Annotated in this window: 17 protein-coding genes; 4 read left to right on the forward strand and 13 right to left on the reverse strand. The window is 55.2% G+C overall.

The annotated features are described in order from the left end of the window. Positions 1-114 precede the first annotated feature (114 nt). A complete protein-coding gene (locus tag FGQ86_RS10970) occupies positions 115-1,299 on the forward strand; it encodes an MFS transporter (protein WP_138304052.1) in 1,185 nt (394 codons plus the stop codon). Positions 1,300-1,315: 16 nt separating this feature from the next. Here FGQ86_RS10970 and FGQ86_RS10975 read toward each other — a convergent pair whose 3' ends face one another. Next, positions 1,316-2,065: a carboxymuconolactone decarboxylase family protein gene (locus tag FGQ86_RS10975; protein WP_033126748.1), complete on the reverse strand. Its 750-nt coding sequence runs from the start codon at positions 2,063-2,065 to the stop codon at positions 1,316-1,318. Positions 2,066-2,343: 278 nt separating this feature from the next. Here FGQ86_RS10975 and FGQ86_RS10980 point away from each other — a divergent pair, with 278 nt between their 5' ends. Further along, entirely contained in the window at positions 2,344-2,814 is a 471-nt protein-coding gene (locus FGQ86_RS10980) for a GNAT family N-acetyltransferase (RefSeq protein ID WP_033126749.1), read from the forward strand. Here FGQ86_RS10980 and FGQ86_RS10985 read toward each other — a convergent pair. From FGQ86_RS10985 to FGQ86_RS10995, 3 genes are all read right to left on the reverse strand, one after another. Continuing rightward, positions 2,809-4,233, reverse strand: a complete 1,425-nt coding sequence (locus FGQ86_RS10985; protein WP_138304053.1) for an alanine/glycine:cation symporter family protein — start codon at positions 4,231-4,233, stop codon at positions 2,809-2,811. The genes FGQ86_RS10980 and FGQ86_RS10985 overlap by 6 nt on opposite strands. Before the next feature lie 207 nt (positions 4,234-4,440). Continuing rightward, positions 4,441-5,514, reverse strand: a complete 1,074-nt coding sequence (locus FGQ86_RS10990) for a toxic anion resistance protein (protein ID WP_243127252.1) — start codon at positions 5,512-5,514, stop codon at positions 4,441-4,443. Between the two features lie 21 nt (positions 5,515-5,535). Next, the gene (locus FGQ86_RS10995) at positions 5,536-6,834 is read right to left on the reverse strand and encodes a 5-bromo-4-chloroindolyl phosphate hydrolysis family protein (protein WP_243127242.1); all 1,299 of its coding nucleotides are present in this window, start codon (positions 6,832-6,834) and stop codon (positions 5,536-5,538) included. 247 nt (positions 6,835-7,081) lie between these two features. Between FGQ86_RS10995 and FGQ86_RS11000 the strand changes: the two genes are divergently transcribed. Both FGQ86_RS11000 and FGQ86_RS11005 read left to right on the forward strand, forming a co-directional pair. Beyond that, positions 7,082-7,732, forward strand: coding sequence for a DUF1847 domain-containing protein (locus FGQ86_RS11000; protein WP_033126751.1), 651 nt, complete (start codon positions 7,082-7,084; stop codon positions 7,730-7,732). Beyond that, complete coding sequence (locus FGQ86_RS11005) at positions 7,729-8,430, forward strand: pentapeptide repeat-containing protein (protein WP_138304057.1); 702 nt, start codon at positions 7,729-7,731, stop codon at positions 8,428-8,430. Before FGQ86_RS11000 ends, FGQ86_RS11005 begins: the two co-directional genes overlap by 4 nt. Before the next feature lie 29 nt (positions 8,431-8,459). On the opposite strand, the gene FGQ86_RS11010 is transcribed toward FGQ86_RS11005, so the two are convergent. The 9 genes from FGQ86_RS11010 to FGQ86_RS11050 all read right to left on the reverse strand — a co-directional run bounded on the left by FGQ86_RS11010 (position 8,460) and on the right by FGQ86_RS11050 (position 16,894). Further along, on the reverse strand, positions 8,460-9,104 hold the full coding sequence (locus tag FGQ86_RS11010; RefSeq protein WP_138304059.1) for a GDSL-type esterase/lipase family protein: 645 nt from the start codon (positions 9,102-9,104) through the stop codon (positions 8,460-8,462). Positions 9,105-9,116: 12 nt separating this feature from the next. Beyond that, positions 9,117-9,731 carry a hypothetical protein gene (locus tag FGQ86_RS11015; protein ID WP_033126754.1) on the reverse strand — a complete coding sequence of 205 codons (615 nt, stop codon included), beginning with the start codon at positions 9,729-9,731 and terminating at the stop codon, positions 9,117-9,119. Then, a complete protein-coding gene (locus FGQ86_RS11020; RefSeq protein ID WP_138304060.1) occupies positions 9,694-10,575 on the reverse strand; it encodes a hypothetical protein in 882 nt (293 codons plus the stop codon). The genes FGQ86_RS11015 and FGQ86_RS11020 overlap by 38 nt, the downstream gene beginning before the upstream one ends. Continuing rightward, positions 10,572-11,735 carry a hypothetical protein gene (locus tag FGQ86_RS11025; protein ID WP_147581206.1) on the reverse strand — a complete coding sequence of 388 codons (1,164 nt, stop codon included), beginning with the start codon at positions 11,733-11,735 and terminating at the stop codon, positions 10,572-10,574. Before FGQ86_RS11025 ends, FGQ86_RS11020 begins: the two co-directional genes overlap by 4 nt. A gap of 368 nt (positions 11,736-12,103) precedes the next feature. Continuing rightward, a complete protein-coding gene (locus FGQ86_RS11030) occupies positions 12,104-13,279 on the reverse strand; it encodes a CpsB/CapC family capsule biosynthesis tyrosine phosphatase (protein WP_171031554.1) in 1,176 nt (391 codons plus the stop codon). Continuing rightward, entirely contained in the window at positions 13,203-14,654 is a 1,452-nt protein-coding gene (locus FGQ86_RS11035) for a polysaccharide biosynthesis tyrosine autokinase (RefSeq protein ID WP_138304066.1), read from the reverse strand. The genes FGQ86_RS11030 and FGQ86_RS11035 overlap by 77 nt, the downstream gene beginning before the upstream one ends. Further along, positions 14,644-15,522, reverse strand: a complete 879-nt coding sequence (locus FGQ86_RS11040; RefSeq protein WP_138304068.1) for a CpsD/CapB family tyrosine-protein kinase — start codon at positions 15,520-15,522, stop codon at positions 14,644-14,646. The genes FGQ86_RS11035 and FGQ86_RS11040 overlap by 11 nt, the downstream gene beginning before the upstream one ends. Continuing rightward, positions 15,456-16,061 (reverse strand): Wzz/FepE/Etk N-terminal domain-containing protein, encoded by a 606-nt coding sequence (locus FGQ86_RS16485; protein ID WP_138304070.1) that lies wholly within the window; start codon positions 16,059-16,061, stop codon positions 15,456-15,458. The genes FGQ86_RS11040 and FGQ86_RS16485 overlap by 67 nt, the downstream gene beginning before the upstream one ends. Positions 16,062-16,072: 11 nt before the next feature. Continuing rightward, positions 16,073-16,894: a DUF5011 domain-containing protein gene (locus tag FGQ86_RS11050; protein WP_138304072.1), complete on the reverse strand. Its 822-nt coding sequence runs from the start codon at positions 16,892-16,894 to the stop codon at positions 16,073-16,075. Positions 16,895-16,911: the final 17 nt, after the last annotated feature.

Below are 16,911 nucleotides of genomic sequence, written 5' to 3' on the forward strand. Positions count from 1 at the left end.
ATCGAAGGCCTCTTTTTTGCATATTATATAGAAGGGCCCCCGGCAAAGCCCTATTGACAAATCCTTTCACAGGGGAGTAGTCTTTTTATTGTCTGATACCAGGAGGAAAAAATTATGAAACATTCTATACTGTCCAAAAACATTCTGCTTCTTTTAATATCCGGCTTTTTTTATTTCGCAAGCCCCATGCTGGTGACACCCCTCATCACCGGCTTCTCCGAAAGCCTGGGGGCCAGCGCGGCCTTTATGGGCATGGTGGGCGGCATGATGAACCTTTGCTCCCTGTTCTGCCGCCCCGCCGTGGGGAGCTTTATTGACAGGATCAGCAAGTACCGCCTGTCCATGGCAGGTCTCCTGCTCATGACCGCCGCCTCCGTGGGCTACCTGCTCTCTGTCAGCCCCTTTATGGTCCTCTTTTTCCGAATTGTAAACGGCATCGGCTTTGCCCTCTGCTCCAGCTCTATGTCCACCTGGTTTTCCCTTCTCCTGCCCCCGGACAGGATCGGCTCCGGCATGGGCATCTACGGCATGATGAACGCCCTGGCTATGGCTGTGGCTCCCTCCATCGGCGTGGTCCTCTACCAGACGGTTGGCTACCGCGTCTCCTTTGTCATAGCCGCCATCTTCACCGGCCTCTCCCTCATCCTGATCCAGTTTGTGGCAGATAAAGGGGAGCCTATCCCCCGCCCCGCCTCCTCCAAAGCCGGAAAAAGCGGGAACAAAGAGACAGACTCCCGAAAAACGCCGCGGATCGTGGAGCCAAAGGTACTCCCCATCGCACTCATTATTATGCTGTTTGCCATCCCCTACTGCGCCACACAGTCCTTTATCGTGCGGTACACGGAGACCCGAAGCCTGGCTGTCACTGTCAGCCTGTTCTTCCCCATCTACGCGGCGGCCCTGCTGATCCTGCGGCTCACCATGCGGAACCTGTTTGACAGGCTGCGCTTTCCCGTCTTCTTTACCGGCAGCTCCATATGCGCCTTCCTGGCCATCCTCCTGCTGGCGCTGATGAGAAGCAATCTGCCCATGTGCGCCGCGGCCGTCCTGATGGCGGGAGGCTACGGCATCATGAGCTCCGTCTGCCAGTCCCGGGCCATCGTGATGGCGGGCCGGGAGCACGCCGGCCTTGGCAACAGCACCTACTATATCGGCCTGGACCTGGGCATGACCCTTGGCCCCATGCTGGGCGGGATTCTCTACGGCAGCGTGGATGTGCGGCTCTTCTATCCGTTTCTTCTCCTCTGCGTTCCGGCGGCTGTCCTGGTCTTCCTCCTGAACCGGCGTACCCTGGCCTGAGCGCTTTGCGGGCCGCTTACCGGGTCACTTCGTTGATGCAGGAAATGGCGTTCAGCGTGCGTGGAAAGCCGATAAAGGGCAGGCACTGGGTCACGGCATCAATGAGCATCTCCCGGGTGTTGCCCACGCTGATGTTGGCCCCTGCGTGGGATTTGGCCTGGGGCTCACAGCCGCCCAGGCAGCAGATGGCGCAGAAGGTGATAAGCTCCCGCATTTTCAGATCCAGGGTACCCCTTGTGTAGAAATCGCCAAAGCAGTAGGCGGAGAGATAGTCCTGGATATGCTTCAGCTCCTCCGGTGCGGCGTCGCGCATCTTGTTGATGTTGTCCGCGCCGAAGATTTCCTGCTGCACAGCCAGCCCTTTCTCAAAGCGGGTCTCCTCCGTCACCGTCCCCTGCTTCCTGCAGGGCTCTTTTATGCCCGCTGCCTGAAAGGCCTTGTTGACCTCTTTCAGGGCAGCCCACACCCGCTCCATGCCGATATATGGCGTGCACTGGTAGAGTGTCTCCTTGATCTCCTCCGGAGTGGCCCCGGCTCCCAGGGCAGCCTCCGTGTAGGCGGCCATATTGTCCAGCGTCTGGCAGGTGGTCAGGGCAGTCAGCGTGACAAGGGCCCTCTGCCTGTCTGTGAGGCATCCGCGGCTCAGTACATCCCCGCAGAGAAATCCTCTGGCAATATCGGTAAATTCCGGATCCATAGCTCCCTCAAAGGCAGCTCCCTTAAACCATTTCTCATTGTTCTTTTCTGTTCTATCTGTGCGTTCCATCTTTGCAGGACTCCTTTCTTTTTCTCTCGATACCTATATTGTAAATCCGTCTCCTTGCCAGTGTCTAATACTTTTCCTGTATTCTTTTCTATGCCCGGGCGGCATTCCCCCGGGAGAAGCGGGCCTTGGCAGTTTGATAGCTTGCTTGTCATTGCAGGGAAAAGGAAATATCAGAAATATCAGATCACGGTGAGATAAAATTACTGCCGTACACAAACACGCGTGAATGTGTTACACTTTTATCTGTAAGAAAATTCACGCAAAAGGAGAGATGAACCATGAGAGTACGTATGGCAGAAGAAAAAGACATAGAGAGGATCCACAGCCTGCTGGCCCAGGTGGCTATGGTCCACCACAAGGGACGGCCGGACCTTTTTAAATACGGAAAAAGCAAGTACACGGATGAGGAGCTGAAGGAGATCTTAAAGGATGAAAACCGCCCCATACTGGCCGCCGTGGACGACAACGACTGTCTCCAGGGCTACGCCTTCTGCATTTTCCAGCAATACAAGGACAACAATATCATGACCGATATCAAGACGCTCTACATTGACGACCTCTGCGTGGAGGAGACCCGGCGGGGAGAGCATATAGGAAAGACGCTCTACAATGCGGCCCTCGACTTTGCCAGGGAGCACGGCTGCTACAACGTGACCCTGAACGTCTGGAGCTGCAATGAGAGCGCCATGAAATTCTACCGTTCCTGCGGCCTGAAGGAGCAGAAGGTAGGAATGGAAGTCATCTTATAGGTTCTTTTTGCAGGACTCATAGTCCTTCAGTGACCGGACCGCCTCCCCTGCCATGGGGATGAGGGCGATCATGTTGAAAATGGTCATCAGGCCCACTCCCACGTCCCCCATATCCCACACAAAGGTGTAGGCGGCCAGTCCTCCCACAAAGAGCATGACAAGGGCCAGGATCTTGTAGGCTGTCTGGGAGGTCCAGCTGTCCCCGAACAGATAGGCGATGTTGGACCTGGCGTAGAAGAGGATGCCGATGAAGGTGGAGAAGCTGAACAGCCACAGGATCAACGCTGTGAAGATCACGCCGAACTCGCCCAGGTGATAGCTCATAGCTGTCTGCAGAAGATCCATGCCCTCCAGCCCGGCGGTCATGGCCTCCGGCGTCAGGAGCATGATCATGGCCGTGCAGCTGCAGATCACCAGCGTGTCGATGAACACACCCAGAGCCTGCAGAAGCCCCTCCTTGGCCGGATGGCTGATGTCAGCCGCTGCCGCCGCGCAGGGAGCGGAGCCGGAGCCCGCCTCATTGGAGAAAAGGCCTCGCTTCACGCCGTTCATGAGGACAGCTCCAAAGCCGCCCGCTGCCACCTGGCGAAAGCCGAAGGCCTCCGCGAAGATCCGATGGAACACGCCCGGCAGAGCTCCCAGGTTGGTCAGTATGATGTAGACTGTGATCACCAGGTACAGCCCTGCCATCACCGGCACCATGATGTCCAGCACCTTCACGGTGGCGTGCTTGCGCAGCACGATGACAGCCGCCAGGATAACAAGGACAATGGTGGAGTAGAGGGGCGGAATGCCGAAGGCATTGTCAAAGGCGGAGGACACGGAGTTCCCGATCACCTGGCTGACGCCGCACCAGCACAGAAGTCCGGAGAGGGCAAAGAGTACCGCCACTACGGATTTCTTTCTCTTACTCCCCCTTCTCGTGATAAAAAAGCTGTGTATGTAGTAGGCCGGGCCTCCCCTGTATCCCCCGTAGAGGGGATCTTTTTCTTTGTAGAGCTGGGCCAGGGTTGCCTCCGCGAAGGCCGTGGAGGATCCCAGGAGCGCAATAGCCCACATCCAGAAGACAGCACCCGCGCCTCCCGCGGAGATGGCCGCCACCACACCTACCAGGTTGCCCATGCCCACCCGGGTGGCCGTGGAGACGATGAGGGCCTGGACTCCCGATATAGCCTTCTCCTCAGAGACATTTCTCTTTTCCACTGTCACCCGGATCATCTCCGGGAACATGCGGAAAGGCATGAACCGCGTCCGAACGGTGAAATAAATCCCCGCCGGCACAAGGATGAGGACCAGAATTGAAAGGCCCAGCGTGCCGCCCCCGGGAAGGGGAAGAGTGACGATGTCCCCCCACAGCAGACTGTATACAGCCTCAATGAGATTTACCACCGCGCTGCCCGCTTTATGTAAAAATTCCATGTTTCTGTTTCCTTTCTTCTTTTTTCCTGTCCCACCAGTATAAAGCGAAAGTTTGCCCCTGTAAAGTGAAAAAGTCAAATTAACGGATCAATTAGCCTGAAAACACGAAAGTACAGGCGAAGAGCCGGGGGCTTTCCGCGCTCCCCGGCTCCTTCCGTCTCTGTATTCCTCTGTATTTCTCTGCGTTTACTTCAGCCCGGGTATTTCCTACTTCCGGATCTCCAGAAGCTTGGCCTTCAGGTCTCCCTCCAGTCGGCCAATCTCCTCCTCCGCGGCGCGCCGCTTCTCGCGGCCCTCCTGCTGGATCTTCATCACCTCGTCCAGGGTGGAGATGAGGGCCTCGTTGGTGGTCTTCAGCGTCTCCATATCCACAATGCCACGCTCCGACTCCCGGGCGGACTCTATGGTGGCCATCTTCAGCCGCTCCGCATTCTTCTTCAGCAGCTCGTTTGTCATGTCCGTCACTTCCCTCTGGGCCTGGGCCGCCTGGGCGGAATGCTCCACTCCCAGGGCCAGCACCATCTGACTCTTCCAGAGAGGTACGGTGTTGACAATGGTGGACTGGATCTTCTCCACCATCTGGGTGTCGTTGTTCTGCACAAGTCGGATCTGGGGCGCTGTCTGGATGGCGATCATCCTTGTCAGCTCCAGGTCATGTACCTTCTTCTCAAACCGTTCGCACATGGCCTCCAGATCCTTAGCCGCCTGGATGTCCTCCGGAAGTCCGGTGCTGTTTGCCTTCTGCACAAGATCCGGGAGCTGGACATTTCTGGTGTCCTCCAGCTTCTTCTTCCCCGCCGCAATATAGAGGGACAGCTCCTTGAAATACTCCAGGTTCTGGTCATACATCTTGTCCAGTATGGCCGCGTCCTTCAAAAGCTGTCTCTGGTATCCCTCCAGTGTCTCGCATATCTTCGAAATATTGGCCTCCGCCTTCTCATACTTGGCTTTCAGCGCCGTCACCTTGTTGGCGCTCTTCTTGAAAAAGCCGAAGAAGCCCTTTGTCTCCTCCTCGTCAAAATCCCGCAGCTCTGTCACCACGCCGGACAGCAGGTCCCCGATCTCTCCCAGATCCTTTGTGCGCACATTTTCCAGCGCCTTCTCGGAAAAATCCGCCATCTTCTTCTGCACCCCGGCTCCGTACTGGAGCACAGCCCCGGAGTCGTACAGATCGATCTGCCGGGCATACTCCGCCGCCATCTTTTTCTCCTCTTCCGTAAGAGCCGTATCCGGGGCGCTTCCCTGGGCGCTTCCCTGCATCTCTCCCTGTCCTGTGGTCATTGTAAATCCATCGCTCATAGTCTATTCCTTTCTCTTCCATCCGTCTTCTGTCAGACCCTCCTGGGCCAGCATAGTCTCCAGCACGGAGATATCTGAGCTGATATCCCAGGCCACGTCCTCAAAGAGGCTGTCCAGAAGCTTTTCAAATGCTGTGTTCAACGTGTCCAGTGTCTTCTCGATCTCTTCCTTTGCCTGGCGGATGTTCTCCCCCGCCTCAGGCTGGGCGTCCAGCTGCTCATAGGCCTCCAGCAGCTTGACTGTGGTGGGCAGATAGTACTCCATCAGCTTTTTGATGTCGTCCACCGCGTCGGGATCCGCCTCCACCCGGTCGAAAATGCGCCGCACCAGAAGCTCGATACGGTCGATCTTTCGGGAAATCTCCACACCGGGGATGGCATCATTGCACTCTCGGATCTTATCCACATACCATCTTCCCTTTGCGAGAACCCGCTGTACCTCCGGCGAATACCCGGCGTTCTCACCGCCCTGTCCGGACTGCTGCCCGGCCGGCTGCTCCGCCTCCGCCTGCTGCTGTTCCCGGCGCAGCTGCTGGATCCTTCTGTACTCCTCATAGGCCGCGTCCGTCACCATGAGGCAGGCTCCCTGCTCGTCCAGATGTCCCTGGAGGAACCAGCGGTCCGCTATCATCCGACGCAGATCCTTTACGATCCTTTTGGGCTTCTCGCCGGTCCGCTGGGCAATGTCAGATATATTGCAGTAGGCCCGGCCCTGCAGCGCCTCCACATATCTGCGGAACCGTTTTGCCCGGCCTCTCATGCCCCTTCCCTTGCAAAACATCCAGACACCGGCGGCGGTCAGGCAGGCCAGCACAAAGAAAGCCCCCGCCTCAGCCCCTCCAAAGCCGGTCACAAGGACGTCCGCCACGCCGGCGATGACTGTGCACACGCAGGCAAAGGTAAAGAGAAATCCCACCGTGAGCAGCGCCGTCCCCGCCAGGGAGATGCCGCCCTTCCTTGCAAACAGAACCGGCGGCTTTGCCCGCCTTTGCCTCATCTGTCCCATGGATCCGCCTTCAAAGGCTCCGTTCCCCTGGCCAGTCTGATATTCCTGACCTTCCCAGGAGCCCTGGGGGCCGCCAAAGCCGCCCGGATCGCCAAAGCTGCCGGGATCGCCGGGTCCCATTCCCGGGCCAGGGCCGGGGCCTCCCGGCCTGCGGCGGATATTTTCCCGCAGATTAAAAATAGCCTCGTTGACTGTATTTGAAATTGTTTCGTTCAGCTTCTGAAAGTCCTGGGAGTCCACTGCATCCTGCACGATATCCCGGATGTCCCGGCCCCATCTTTCCCAATCCTGGTTCACCTGTATCCTCCTGTTCTTCCCGCGCAGGAAAAGAGCCTCAGCAGCCTTTTCCGGGAAGATCATCCTCTTAATTTTACGCTATGTGAAAATTATATAGCATACAGGCAAAAACTGCAATCTCAACCTCTCCCGGATATGCTCCGGATGTGCTATACTGTGATCATACAGACACAGAAGCATCCTGCATACAGAGACATGCAATGAAAAGCACCGCTCAAAGATGCAGAGCAAAAAGGAGTGAGCTACTATGAAGAAAGAGTTGTCCTGCATTGACTGCGCAGTGAAGAACTGTCAGACAGGGGACAAAACATATCCTGATTTCTGCGTGACCACCCACATGAACCCGGAGACACTCGGGGAGGCGCTGGACTGCTATGGCCAGGCAGAAAATCACAAAGTAACCCTGGCCTCCGCCAACGTGGAGTGTGAGCACTACTGCCAGTACACCCGGGTGGAGGAGATCATGGATTTTGCCCGGAAGATCGGAGCCAAAAAGCTGGGCATCGCCACCTGCGTGGGCCTTCTGTCCGAGAGCCGCACCCTGGCCGCCATTTTCCGAAAGCACGGCTTCCAGGTGTACGGCGTCTGCTGCAAGGTGGGCGCTGTGCCCAAGGTGGAGCTTGGCATTGACGAAAAGTGCAACGCCGTGGGGAAGACCGCCTGCAATCCCATCCTCCAGGCAAAGCTTTTGAATGAGGCCGGGACAGACCTGAATGTGGTGGTAGGACTCTGCGTGGGCCACGACAGCCTCTTCTACAAATATTCGGAAGCCCTGACCACCACAGCGGTGACAAAGGACCGGGTGCTGGGACACAACCCGGTGGCCGCTCTCTACACCGCAAAATCCTATTATTCCAGGCTTTTCCAGGAGGAAGAGAAGGAAGGTGAGAACGCATGATCACACTGACAACAGAGACTCTGAGAGAAAAATTAAAAGAGCGAAAAGAGGGAGAGCTTTTGAACCTGCAGGACATGGAGCTGTCCGACGCGGATCTGTCGGGCTGGGATCTGTCCTGGGTGGACTTCTCCCTGACCAGCTTCCACCACATCTCCTTTGACCATGCGGACATGCACAGCTGCGCCGTGGAGAACGCCCTCTTTGACGACTGCAGCTTCCGGGGCACCAATTTCCGCCAGGCCAATTTAAAGGGCGCCGCCATGCGGTACGACGACCTGTCCGGGGCAGACATCTCCGGAGCCAATCTGTTCAGCGCCGTGCTGGAGCACGCCAACCTGGACGGCATCATCTCTGACGAGAACACAAAATTCTTCCGCCTCTACTGTCCGGAGAAGGGGGCCTTCCTTGGCTACAAGAAGTGCTTCAACAACCGACTCGTCCAGCTCCTCATCCCGGCTGACGCCAAGCGCACCTCCGCCACCATGAACTCCTGCCGGTGCAGCAAGGCAAAGGTGCTCTCCATCAAGAGCTTTGATTACAAGGAGGAGTACGACGAGGCCTGGTCCCTTGTGGATGAGAACTTTGTCTACCGGAAGGGCCAGTGGGTGGAGGTGCCGGACTTTAACGAGGACCGGTGGATGGACTCCACCACTGGGATCCATTTCTGGATGACAAGAGAAGAAGCGAAGGCATACTGATGTGCCTTCGCTTCTTTCATATTTGGTTCTCAACTAAAAATCCCTGCCCTGTCCACCTCTCTGATCCATGTCCGGGCAACCACCCCCGCTCCCTCCCAGGTCAGATGGATACCGTCCGGTGTGATCCCGTCATAGCCAGCCCTCTGTGCCTCCCGGTTCAGCAGGTCATGAAGAGGGAGGAAAAGGGCATGGTGCTCCCCTGCGATCCTTTGCTCCGTCTCCTCGATCTTCCGAATGATCGGTATCCATCTGCTGTACTCCAAAGGCTGTGGAAAGATAAAGGGGCCCATACAGACAAGACGAGCCTCTGTTTTCTCCTGTATCCGTCCCAGCAGGCACCGGTAATTTTCCGCAAAGCCGGTCGCCTCCAGCGTTCTCCCTGTATTCATACACACGGCCGCGTCATTGCTCCCTATGAGAATGCTGACCACGTCCGGTTTGTAGCTCAGGCAGTCATAGTCCAGCATCCGCAGAAGCCCCTGCACGGTAAAGCCGTCATGTCCTCCATTGCGGATGTTTGTTTTCCCGGGCATCTTTGTCTCAAGGAGATCAGCAATCTGCCGGACATACCCGTTGCCCAGACTGGGCTCTCCCTCTCTTTTTGGAGAAAAATTGTGATCAGCGTCTGTGATGCTGTCGCCAAGAAAAATCATTGTTCTCTTACTGATATTCATCTCTCTTATAATCTAATTGTTCTCGGAAAGTCTTCGCAGTATCAGTCCGGCCCTAATCTGTTCAAAATTCCGGTCTGTTTTCTCGGCAATATAGCTGCTTAGTTTTCTGGTTATACGTATGTTCGTATAAACCGCTTCTTCTATAGCCTTTTTCTGAAGATTTCCTTCAACGGTAAACTCTGCAAGAGAAGCTACTACGTTGACAACACTGGCAAAAGTCTGCTCTGCGTCAAAGCCAAAATCTGCATATTTCTCATATATCGCCGGATTAAACCGCACAATCTTCTCTTCAAAAATCAGATCCGCCAGCTTTTTCGCGCTGTCAAAATCTTTTACCTCCAGCGTTCTGAGCGGTTCGGCCGCATAGAACCCTGTCAGATATTGGTCGATATACTCCCTCAGCTCATCCGCAAGCAGATCATTGGCAATACGCTTTTTTACAGCTCCCAGCTCATCGCTTTTTCCCGCGATAACCGCCTCTCTGTATGCCTCCACAAAATCCTGGAAGCATGCTCTTTCGTCAGGGGAAAGCTCCTCATCGCTTTTCATACATGTGGAAAGCCTTTTCTGCCACTCTTCGCCATTTTTGTCAATAAACTCCTGCAGACATTCTAAACTGCTTCTCATACTTGTTCCTCTCCTTAATCCTGCTATTCCCTGGTTGTTTAAAAACGACCAACTGACTCCAGACTCCTGCTGTCTGTTCCTTTCTTTCCGCAGTAATCTTCTCCTCTGTATTACGCGTCTTCCTGTACTCAGTCAAAAGGTTATGGTACATTGCACACCGCCTTTTCATCTGGAAAAACTGTTCCAGGGCGGATCCCATTTCAAACGTCGCGTCGCAGAACAGACTGCTCTGCTCTCTCTTTTTCTCGTCTTCAAATCTTTTCACGTATATAAGTGTATTAAAACGAGGCTCTCTTTCCTCTTCCTGTGTAAGTATGCCATGTTTGTACACGTATCGATAAGCCTGGGCCGTCAGGGAGTACAGCGTATATTTTCCTGCCTTTTCCACATTTACGGTCTTTACACCAGTCTCATTCATCCTCTTTATGACCGCATTGAGAGCGCTGTTGGATATCCCCAGATATATGGCAAGATCGCGGTGAAATACAGTCCCTCTTTCTCCCAGACATTTGAAAATTTTATTTTTATATTTTGTCTTTATACGTTCGATTTCTTTGTCTGTCGCAGCCTTTCCAGCGTATGACCGCATTGTTTCCAACAGTGCATATGTGTATCCTACATCAAAGCACTTCTCCTTTGCTCCATCATAGTCAGACAGCGTCTCCAGATAGCCCTGGCCGGAATATTTACTGCTTTTTACTTCCACATAAAGCTCTTCCAGCTTCTCTATATCCGCATCGACCATCAGGTCAACCGCTTCCGTCAAAAGACTTTTCATTTTAACGTGGATATCGCTAGGGGCATCTACAAAAAAATTAATTCTCCGCTTTTCCTTTTCTTTCATGATACACCTCCCATCCTGTACACATCGTACATTTTGCTCTGCACCCGGAAAGTCTTTTCCTCGCATGTAATGACAATTTCAAAAAAACACCCGCTCTCCCGGCACTTTCCGCTGCATTCCCGCCTGATCCTATGCAGCGTCTCGCCCTCCGGTCCTCCATCAGGGATCTGCACCATACCAACTACGTCCGAGACATTCCCGCTTCTGGATACATATCTGGCAGAACAGGTATTTACCCATACTCCCATCATCATAGCCGCAATCCCCTTCATGAGAGTCTTCTCAAACGCACCGATCCCCGGCGAATAGGAAGGGCATAAAATAGTATCTGCCCTGCCGACACGGCAGAGAACATCATAGCATGCAGGATCTACCAGTTCTGCGCAGACAGGGAAAGCCACATTTCCCAGCTCCCGCGTCACCAGGATGTTCAATACATTCGTATAGTTTAGCTTTTCTCTCTTTAATATACCAGTGTCTTCCTGCAGAATAAACGGGGTTCCCTTTTTTGTCCTGAGTACCTCCAGACCTCCCGGTCCCAGCACTGTCAGAATATTATCACCATTTTCGCAGTATGTGGGCAGAAGCACAAAAGTACAGTATTCCGGATGGAAACGCATGGTCTCCTTTATTTTTTCCTCCACCTTTGCCGTCCCCACTGCCTCCGGGAAAATAATGATGCTGTATTCTCCTGTGAAAAGAGTGGCGAAAATGCGCTGAATCCGTTCCTCCACCTTTTCTTCATCCTCCACCCCTTCTACACAGAGCACTGTTCCCTCTTCCAGTTCTTCTTCCCTGGTTTTCAAAGTCAGGGAATCGTGTACAGGAGTAATGGCAATCTTCAAGGACCAGCCTTGTTCAGCTCTGCGCAGAAGTCCTGTATCATTCCAGTAATGCATGGCAATTTCAAAAGGAGATTCATCCTCCGCCCTTATCATAATATGATTGGCAAACTCCGTATTCAGAAGATATTCCCGATTTCTCTCAGACTTTCCAGTGTCCCATTCCGGTGCAAAATAGGGGTAAATACTGATCCCGGTCTCCCTGTAATTTCTGTTCAGCGGCTTCAGTCTGGTCACCATCCCCTCGCATATCAGCTCTGTACACGCCGAAAGCTGCTTCTCTATCCGGACTGCCAGCAGATAAATTTCATTCATCATCTGCTCATCCGGTTCCTCAGCCTGTTCTAAGAACTGGTTGATCTGACAGACCGCCTGATCGTCTAATGCATATTGCTCAAGCGATGACTTTAGAATGATATCCACGTATTTTTGATATTCTTTTATCGCTTTTTCTACTTTATTATAGCCTGCGGTTTTCCATTTTATAGCACACTTCCGCTCCTGTTCTTTGGGAAGCATGGAACACAATACAGCTAAAAAATCGTAAGCTGTGTCCCCCTGATTCAATTTCAAAAACACCGCCCCTTTCTGGTACAAAAATTATACATCAAATCGGGCGGTGTTTCAACAATATTGTTCATTTATTGTTCACTTTTACTCTTCAATCTCCATCGGCTCTTCCCATATCACTTCCCGGTTCCGCACGATCCTCTCCGGGTTCTCATCCAAAAGCAACCGGGACAATAGGCGCCGTAGCGCTCTGCCAGCAGCTCCCGCAGCCAGGTCATGTCCGGGGTGCGCATCCCCGGGCTGTGGGCATCTGAGGCCACTGCAGCCGCCAGCCGGTGCCTCAGGAGAAGATCCGCCGTCCGCTGGATGGAACGCCCAAACCTGCCAAGGACGCTGCCCTTATTTACCTGGATCACCGCTCCCATGCGGTACCACTCGTAGACATGCTGAGGGTGCTGCACAACGCATCTGTACCGCTCCGGATGGGCGATCACAGGCACAAACCCGTTCTCCCTTAAGTGCTCCACCGTCCGGTAGACAAGAGACGGAGAGCAGCGGAAGGGAAATTCCACCAGCGGATAGCGGGTTCCGTTCAGTGTCAGCAGGCTCTCCTCCCGGAGCGCTCCGGCCAGCTCCTCCACACGTGTCTCCTCCGCCATGATCTCCATGCCCGCAAGAAGCTGGAGGGAGATCCTGTCCTCCTCCAGCCTCTCATTGATTTCTTTTGTCATCTGCCGGATGCGCCGGGCAAGTCCGGGCTCCTCCCGCAGCCGGGACAGGCTGCAGTGGGGCGTGGCCACAGTCAGGTATTTCTTGACCTGCTCCATGCCGTCAGAGGAGGTCAGCGTATAGGCCACCTGATAGGTGCCCGGCACCGAGGTATCCGGCACCGTTCCCACCTGCACATCGCCCTGCCGGTCCGTGCCGTCGCTGTCCCGGGCGGACAGGATATAACTGTACGGGTCAAATGCCTCCCCCACAGGGATGGTCACAGAGATAGCCGACAGCTCCAGCTCCGGGTGCTCCACCTCGCCGGATATGACCGCGCTCACCGTCGCCTCCGCCGTGTCCCCGTACCCGTTGGATACTCTAAACAGTATAGTATAATCTTCACCTGAAAGCCAGGTTCTTCTGCATGTGACATTTTCCGTAATATCCAGGCCAAACCCGTCCCCTGCCCTCAGACGCCCGTCCTCCTGCAGGATACCGATCAGATCCGGCAGCTCCTCCGGCTCCAGCAGGATGGCCGCCTTGCCAAGGCTCTTTACCTCCGCCTTATCCTCGGGAACCCGCCCTCTGTAAAATGCCAGAAGGAACAGAGCCGCCGTAATTTCCGTAGCCGTAGTACCCATAGTACCCGTATCCCGCCTCCCTGACAGGCACCCCGGAAAATACATATCCAAGAAGGCTGCTGCCGCTCTCAGACAGAGAGGTGACGCACTCCAGCACCCGGTATCTCTGGACATAGTCATAGCGGACCACAAAGACAGCCGTATCCGCGTACCGCTCCAGCACAAAGGCGTCCTCAAAGAGCTCGCAGGGCGGAGCGTCCACGATAATATAGTCCATGCACCCTCTCAGCTCCCGCATCAGCTTTTCCATCGTGTCGGAAGCCAGGAGAGAGCCCGGCCTTTTACGGCTCTCGCCTGCCGGCATGTGGTAAATGCCGCTCTCCTCCTCTTTTTTCAGAGCCTGCTTCGTACGGCACACCCCCTCCAGGACATGTCCCAGGCCATAGTCCTCCTGGCCGACAGCTTCCTTTCTGTCCTTTTTCTTTCTCAGATCCCCGTCCAGGAGAAGAACCCTCTGGCCCGTCTCAGCCATGGCATAGGCCAGATTTCTGGCCACAGTGGACTTCCCCTCCCCGGCTGTGGTACTTGTGATGAGAAGAACCTTTGCCTCCTTCTTCTCCATCTCCCGCGCAATACGGATATAGAGGGAGCGGATCCCCTCCCGATATCCGGACATCCCCCTCTCGTCCAAAATGGAAATCTCCTTTTTCCCCCTTTGCCGGGCTCTCCGGCGCACCTCCGGGAGACTGGAGATGCACTTCAGGCTGGTCACCGCGTCCAGCTCCTCCGTCTTCCGCACAGTCCTCTTGAAAAAGGCGTAGAGCAGGATGAACAGGCAGCCCGCCGCCACCCCGGCCAAGGCCCCTTTCGCCGTCTGCCTCGTGTAGCTGGGGATGTTGTAAGGTTCCTTTGGCAGAGAAGGCGGATCAATAATGTTGAACTGGATATTTCCCAGCACAAATCTGGCCACATCCGGGTACACCTTCATAGCCGACTCCAGAACTGCCCTGGCGTCCTCCGGGCTGGCGCTCACCACCGCCATGGTCACCATGTTGGAATTCTGGATGACGTTGGCGGAAATGCTCCCGTTCACATACTCCGTCCCCATGTCCGCGCAGATGGCATCAGTCAGCAGCTCGCTGCCAAGAATATAGGGAAAGGTGGTGCCAAGCTGTCCCGCCGTAGTCGTGTCGTAGTAGAAATTGTACCCCGCACTCCCCTCCTGCCCGTCAGAGGTGCTTGTCATGACTGTGAAGGTAGCTTCCGACTGATATATAGGCACATAGCCCCGGGAGGAGCGCAGATACATGAAGGCCGCCCCGGCCAGCGCCAGCAGCACAGCCAGGAACCAGAATTTCTTCACGCCCTTCCACACATCCTGCACCAGCATCAGAAGATCTATTTCCATCTCCTCTTCCTGTCTTTTATCTTCCATCCGGCACCTCCTGCGATCCTCTGTAATGTCTGTAGTTACCGTATCTCGACAAAGCGGACAGCCTGTCCCTGTGAAATGCGTTCAGCAGGAAGCCGAGAAATTCGGACTGACTCTGGCGCACTGTGTCGGCCGTGTCGTTCAGGATCCTCACGTCCACCCAGTCCTGTCTGGTCACCACAAGGGCACAGTCTCCGTAGGCCAGGAGAAGCTCCCCGTCGCTGACCTCCGCCAGGGGAGGCGTGTCTATCACGATAAAATCCACCTGCTCCCTGCAGGCCTCCATGAGGCTCTTCATCTTGTCCGACTTCAGGAGTCTGCCCGAGGCGCGCACGGAGGTCTTCTGGAAAATGCAGAAGATCCCGGACTTCTTCTCAAAATGCAAAAGCCCCTTAAAGGTCTTCCCACTCTCCAGCCACTCAGAGAGCTGGATCAATTTTGCGTCCTGCTGGTCAAATACCCGGTACTGGGCCGGCTTTTTCAGATCCCCGTCCACCAGCAGCACCCGCCGCCCCTTTTCCGCAAGGGCAATGGCAAGGTTGGCCGCCACAGAGGATTTCCCTTCATTTTCCCCGATGCTGGTGACGATCAGCACCTTCTGCCCTCTTCGGCGCATGTGCTGCTCGATCCTGGCCGAGGCACGCCTCAGCGCCTCCGCGAACTGCATGCTGACAGCAGGCGACTGAATGAGAAGTGCCTGCTTGCTCCTGTGCAGAGCCTCCTTCCAGGAGTGATACTTCTGCTCAAAGGGGATTTCTCCCAGGATGCGGCCGTCCAGATTTCTCTCCGCGCTCTTTCTCGTCTTCACTGTAAAGCGCATGATGTTAAAAAGGGCAATACACGCCACCACCAGGGCTCCCGCCCCCAGCATGCCCAGCCGCTGATAGCGCCGGATATTCTGCACATTGGAGGGGCCGTAGGGGATCTGGGGGCTCTGCACAATCTGCAGGCGGGCATTGGAAAAAGGTAGTCGGACACGCCCTCATAGTTCCGCAAAGCGGACTGGATCATCTCATAGGCGTCCTGGGGCGTCACGGAGGTCACCTGCAGAGTCACCAGGTTCGTCTCCGAGATCACACTGACCGTGATCTCTCCTGACACGCTGTCCCGTCCCATGTCCAGGGCGATCTGCTCCCGCAGTACATCGCTCTGGAACACTTCGGTAAACACATCCGCCATCTGGGTGGTGATATTCAGCGAGGAGTAGGCTCCGCCGCTGTTGCCCCGGGCTGTGACGGCAAGGGTGGCGCTGGACGTGTACACTGGCTCGTACAGAAGGCCCAGGACTCCCGCGATGCCAAGATAGGCCGCCACCACGGCCAGGACTACGACCCAGGCATTTCTCACCACATCCCGCAGGATACACCAGATGCTGATCTCGTCCAGGCGTATTTCTTTTGTCTCTTCCATCCTGCTTCCTCCTATTCTTCCACGATCACGGTCAGCCACGTATTGCCCTGCCGTCCCTGACTGTCTGCCGCTATGTACTGCACCTCATAGATTCCCGGAGTGGACGCATCCACTGCCGGCTGGGCCTGCACAAGCCCCGGATCCAGGGCATTGCCTTCCCCGTCAGTTAGTCCCGCCACGTAGGAGCCCGCGTCCAGTCCCTCTCCTGTCTTCAGGTACACGATCCCTGCTGTAAGCTGGATATCCAGCTCATTCTGCCAGGACTCCAGCACATGCACAGGGAGAACCGCTGACGACACATCCCCGTAGCTGTTGGACACCTCCACAGTCACTGTGTAGGCTCCCGGCGTCTGGTAGTTGACCGTGCTGTCCGTGATCTTTACATCAATGCTCAGATCCCCGTCCAGCATGTCCGAGGCCCCCACGTGTATGCCTGTGCTGTCCCCGCTCTCCGCTGTAAATACGAGAGGCTCGCTTAAAGAAAACTGTGGCGTCCGGTAGTCTGTAAAATGAGTCTCCCGCTCAAAGGTGGCGGACTGGCTGGCAGAGTCGAACACCACGTAGGTTATGGTACAGACGCCGGGCTCTGTAAAATGGGATCTGCTGCCAATCATGATGCCGCTGGTCAGATCCCCGTCCTCCTCGTCCTGAGCCGTCAGCCCTTCCATCAGCTCCTCCTCCGTAGCGGAGCAGGACACATCCAGCACATTCCTGTCGCTGGAGATGGTTGGGACATGGGGATCCCGCTCCCGCCACTCCTTTACCCGGGACGCACCGTACACGCCCAGGGCGCCTATGAAAATGATGATCACTGCCAGTCTGAGATATCTCATTTGCCACTCTCCTATAT

It is taken from the genome of Clostridium sp. BSD2780061688st1 H5 (assembly GCF_005845155.1).
Taxonomy (GTDB): Bacteria; Bacillota; Clostridia; order Lachnospirales; family Lachnospiraceae; genus Claveliimonas; species Claveliimonas intestinigallinarum.

Excerpts from the sequence above, each read along its gene's own strand:
- FGQ86_RS11035 (WP_138304066.1), bottom strand. The coding sequence starts at position 14,654 with ATGGAAGATAAAAGACAGGAAGAGGAGATGGAAATAGATCTTCTGATG.
- FGQ86_RS11050 (WP_138304072.1), bottom strand. The coding sequence starts at position 16,894 with ATGAGATATCTCAGACTGGCAGTGATCATCATTTTCATAGGCGCCCTG.
- FGQ86_RS11030 (WP_171031554.1), bottom strand. The coding sequence starts at position 13,279 with ATGGGTACTACGGCTACGGAAATTACGGCGGCTCTGTTCCTTCTGGCA.
- FGQ86_RS11040 (WP_138304068.1), bottom strand. The coding sequence starts at position 15,522 with ATGCTGGGGGCGGGAGCCCTGGTGGTGGCGTGTATTGCCCTTTTTAAC.
- FGQ86_RS11005 (WP_138304057.1), top strand. The coding sequence starts at position 7,729 with ATGATCACACTGACAACAGAGACTCTGAGAGAAAAATTAAAAGAGCGA.
- FGQ86_RS11020 (WP_138304060.1), bottom strand. The coding sequence starts at position 10,575 with ATGAAAGAAAAGGAAAAGCGGAGAATTAATTTTTTTGTAGATGCCCCT.
- FGQ86_RS10990 (WP_243127252.1), bottom strand. The coding sequence starts at position 5,514 with ATGACCACAGGACAGGGAGAGATGCAGGGAAGCGCCCAGGGAAGCGCC.
- FGQ86_RS10970 (WP_138304052.1), top strand. The coding sequence starts at position 115 with ATGAAACATTCTATACTGTCCAAAAACATTCTGCTTCTTTTAATATCC.
- FGQ86_RS16485 (WP_138304070.1), bottom strand. The coding sequence starts at position 16,061 with ATGGAAGAGACAAAAGAAATACGCCTGGACGAGATCAGCATCTGGTGT.
- FGQ86_RS10985 (WP_138304053.1), bottom strand. The coding sequence starts at position 4,233 with ATGGAATTTTTACATAAAGCGGGCAGCGCGGTGGTAAATCTCATTGAG.
- FGQ86_RS11010 (WP_138304059.1), bottom strand. The coding sequence starts at position 9,104 with ATGAATATCAGTAAGAGAACAATGATTTTTCTTGGCGACAGCATCACA.
- FGQ86_RS11025 (WP_147581206.1), bottom strand. The coding sequence starts at position 11,735 with ATGATGAATGAAATTTATCTGCTGGCAGTCCGGATAGAGAAGCAGCTT.
- FGQ86_RS10980 (WP_033126749.1), top strand. The coding sequence starts at position 2,344 with ATGAGAGTACGTATGGCAGAAGAAAAAGACATAGAGAGGATCCACAGC.
- FGQ86_RS10975 (WP_033126748.1), bottom strand. The coding sequence starts at position 2,065 with ATGGAACGCACAGATAGAACAGAAAAGAACAATGAGAAATGGTTTAAG.
- FGQ86_RS11015 (WP_033126754.1), bottom strand. The coding sequence starts at position 9,731 with ATGAGAAGCAGTTTAGAATGTCTGCAGGAGTTTATTGACAAAAATGGC.
- FGQ86_RS11000 (WP_033126751.1), top strand. The coding sequence starts at position 7,082 with ATGAAGAAAGAGTTGTCCTGCATTGACTGCGCAGTGAAGAACTGTCAG.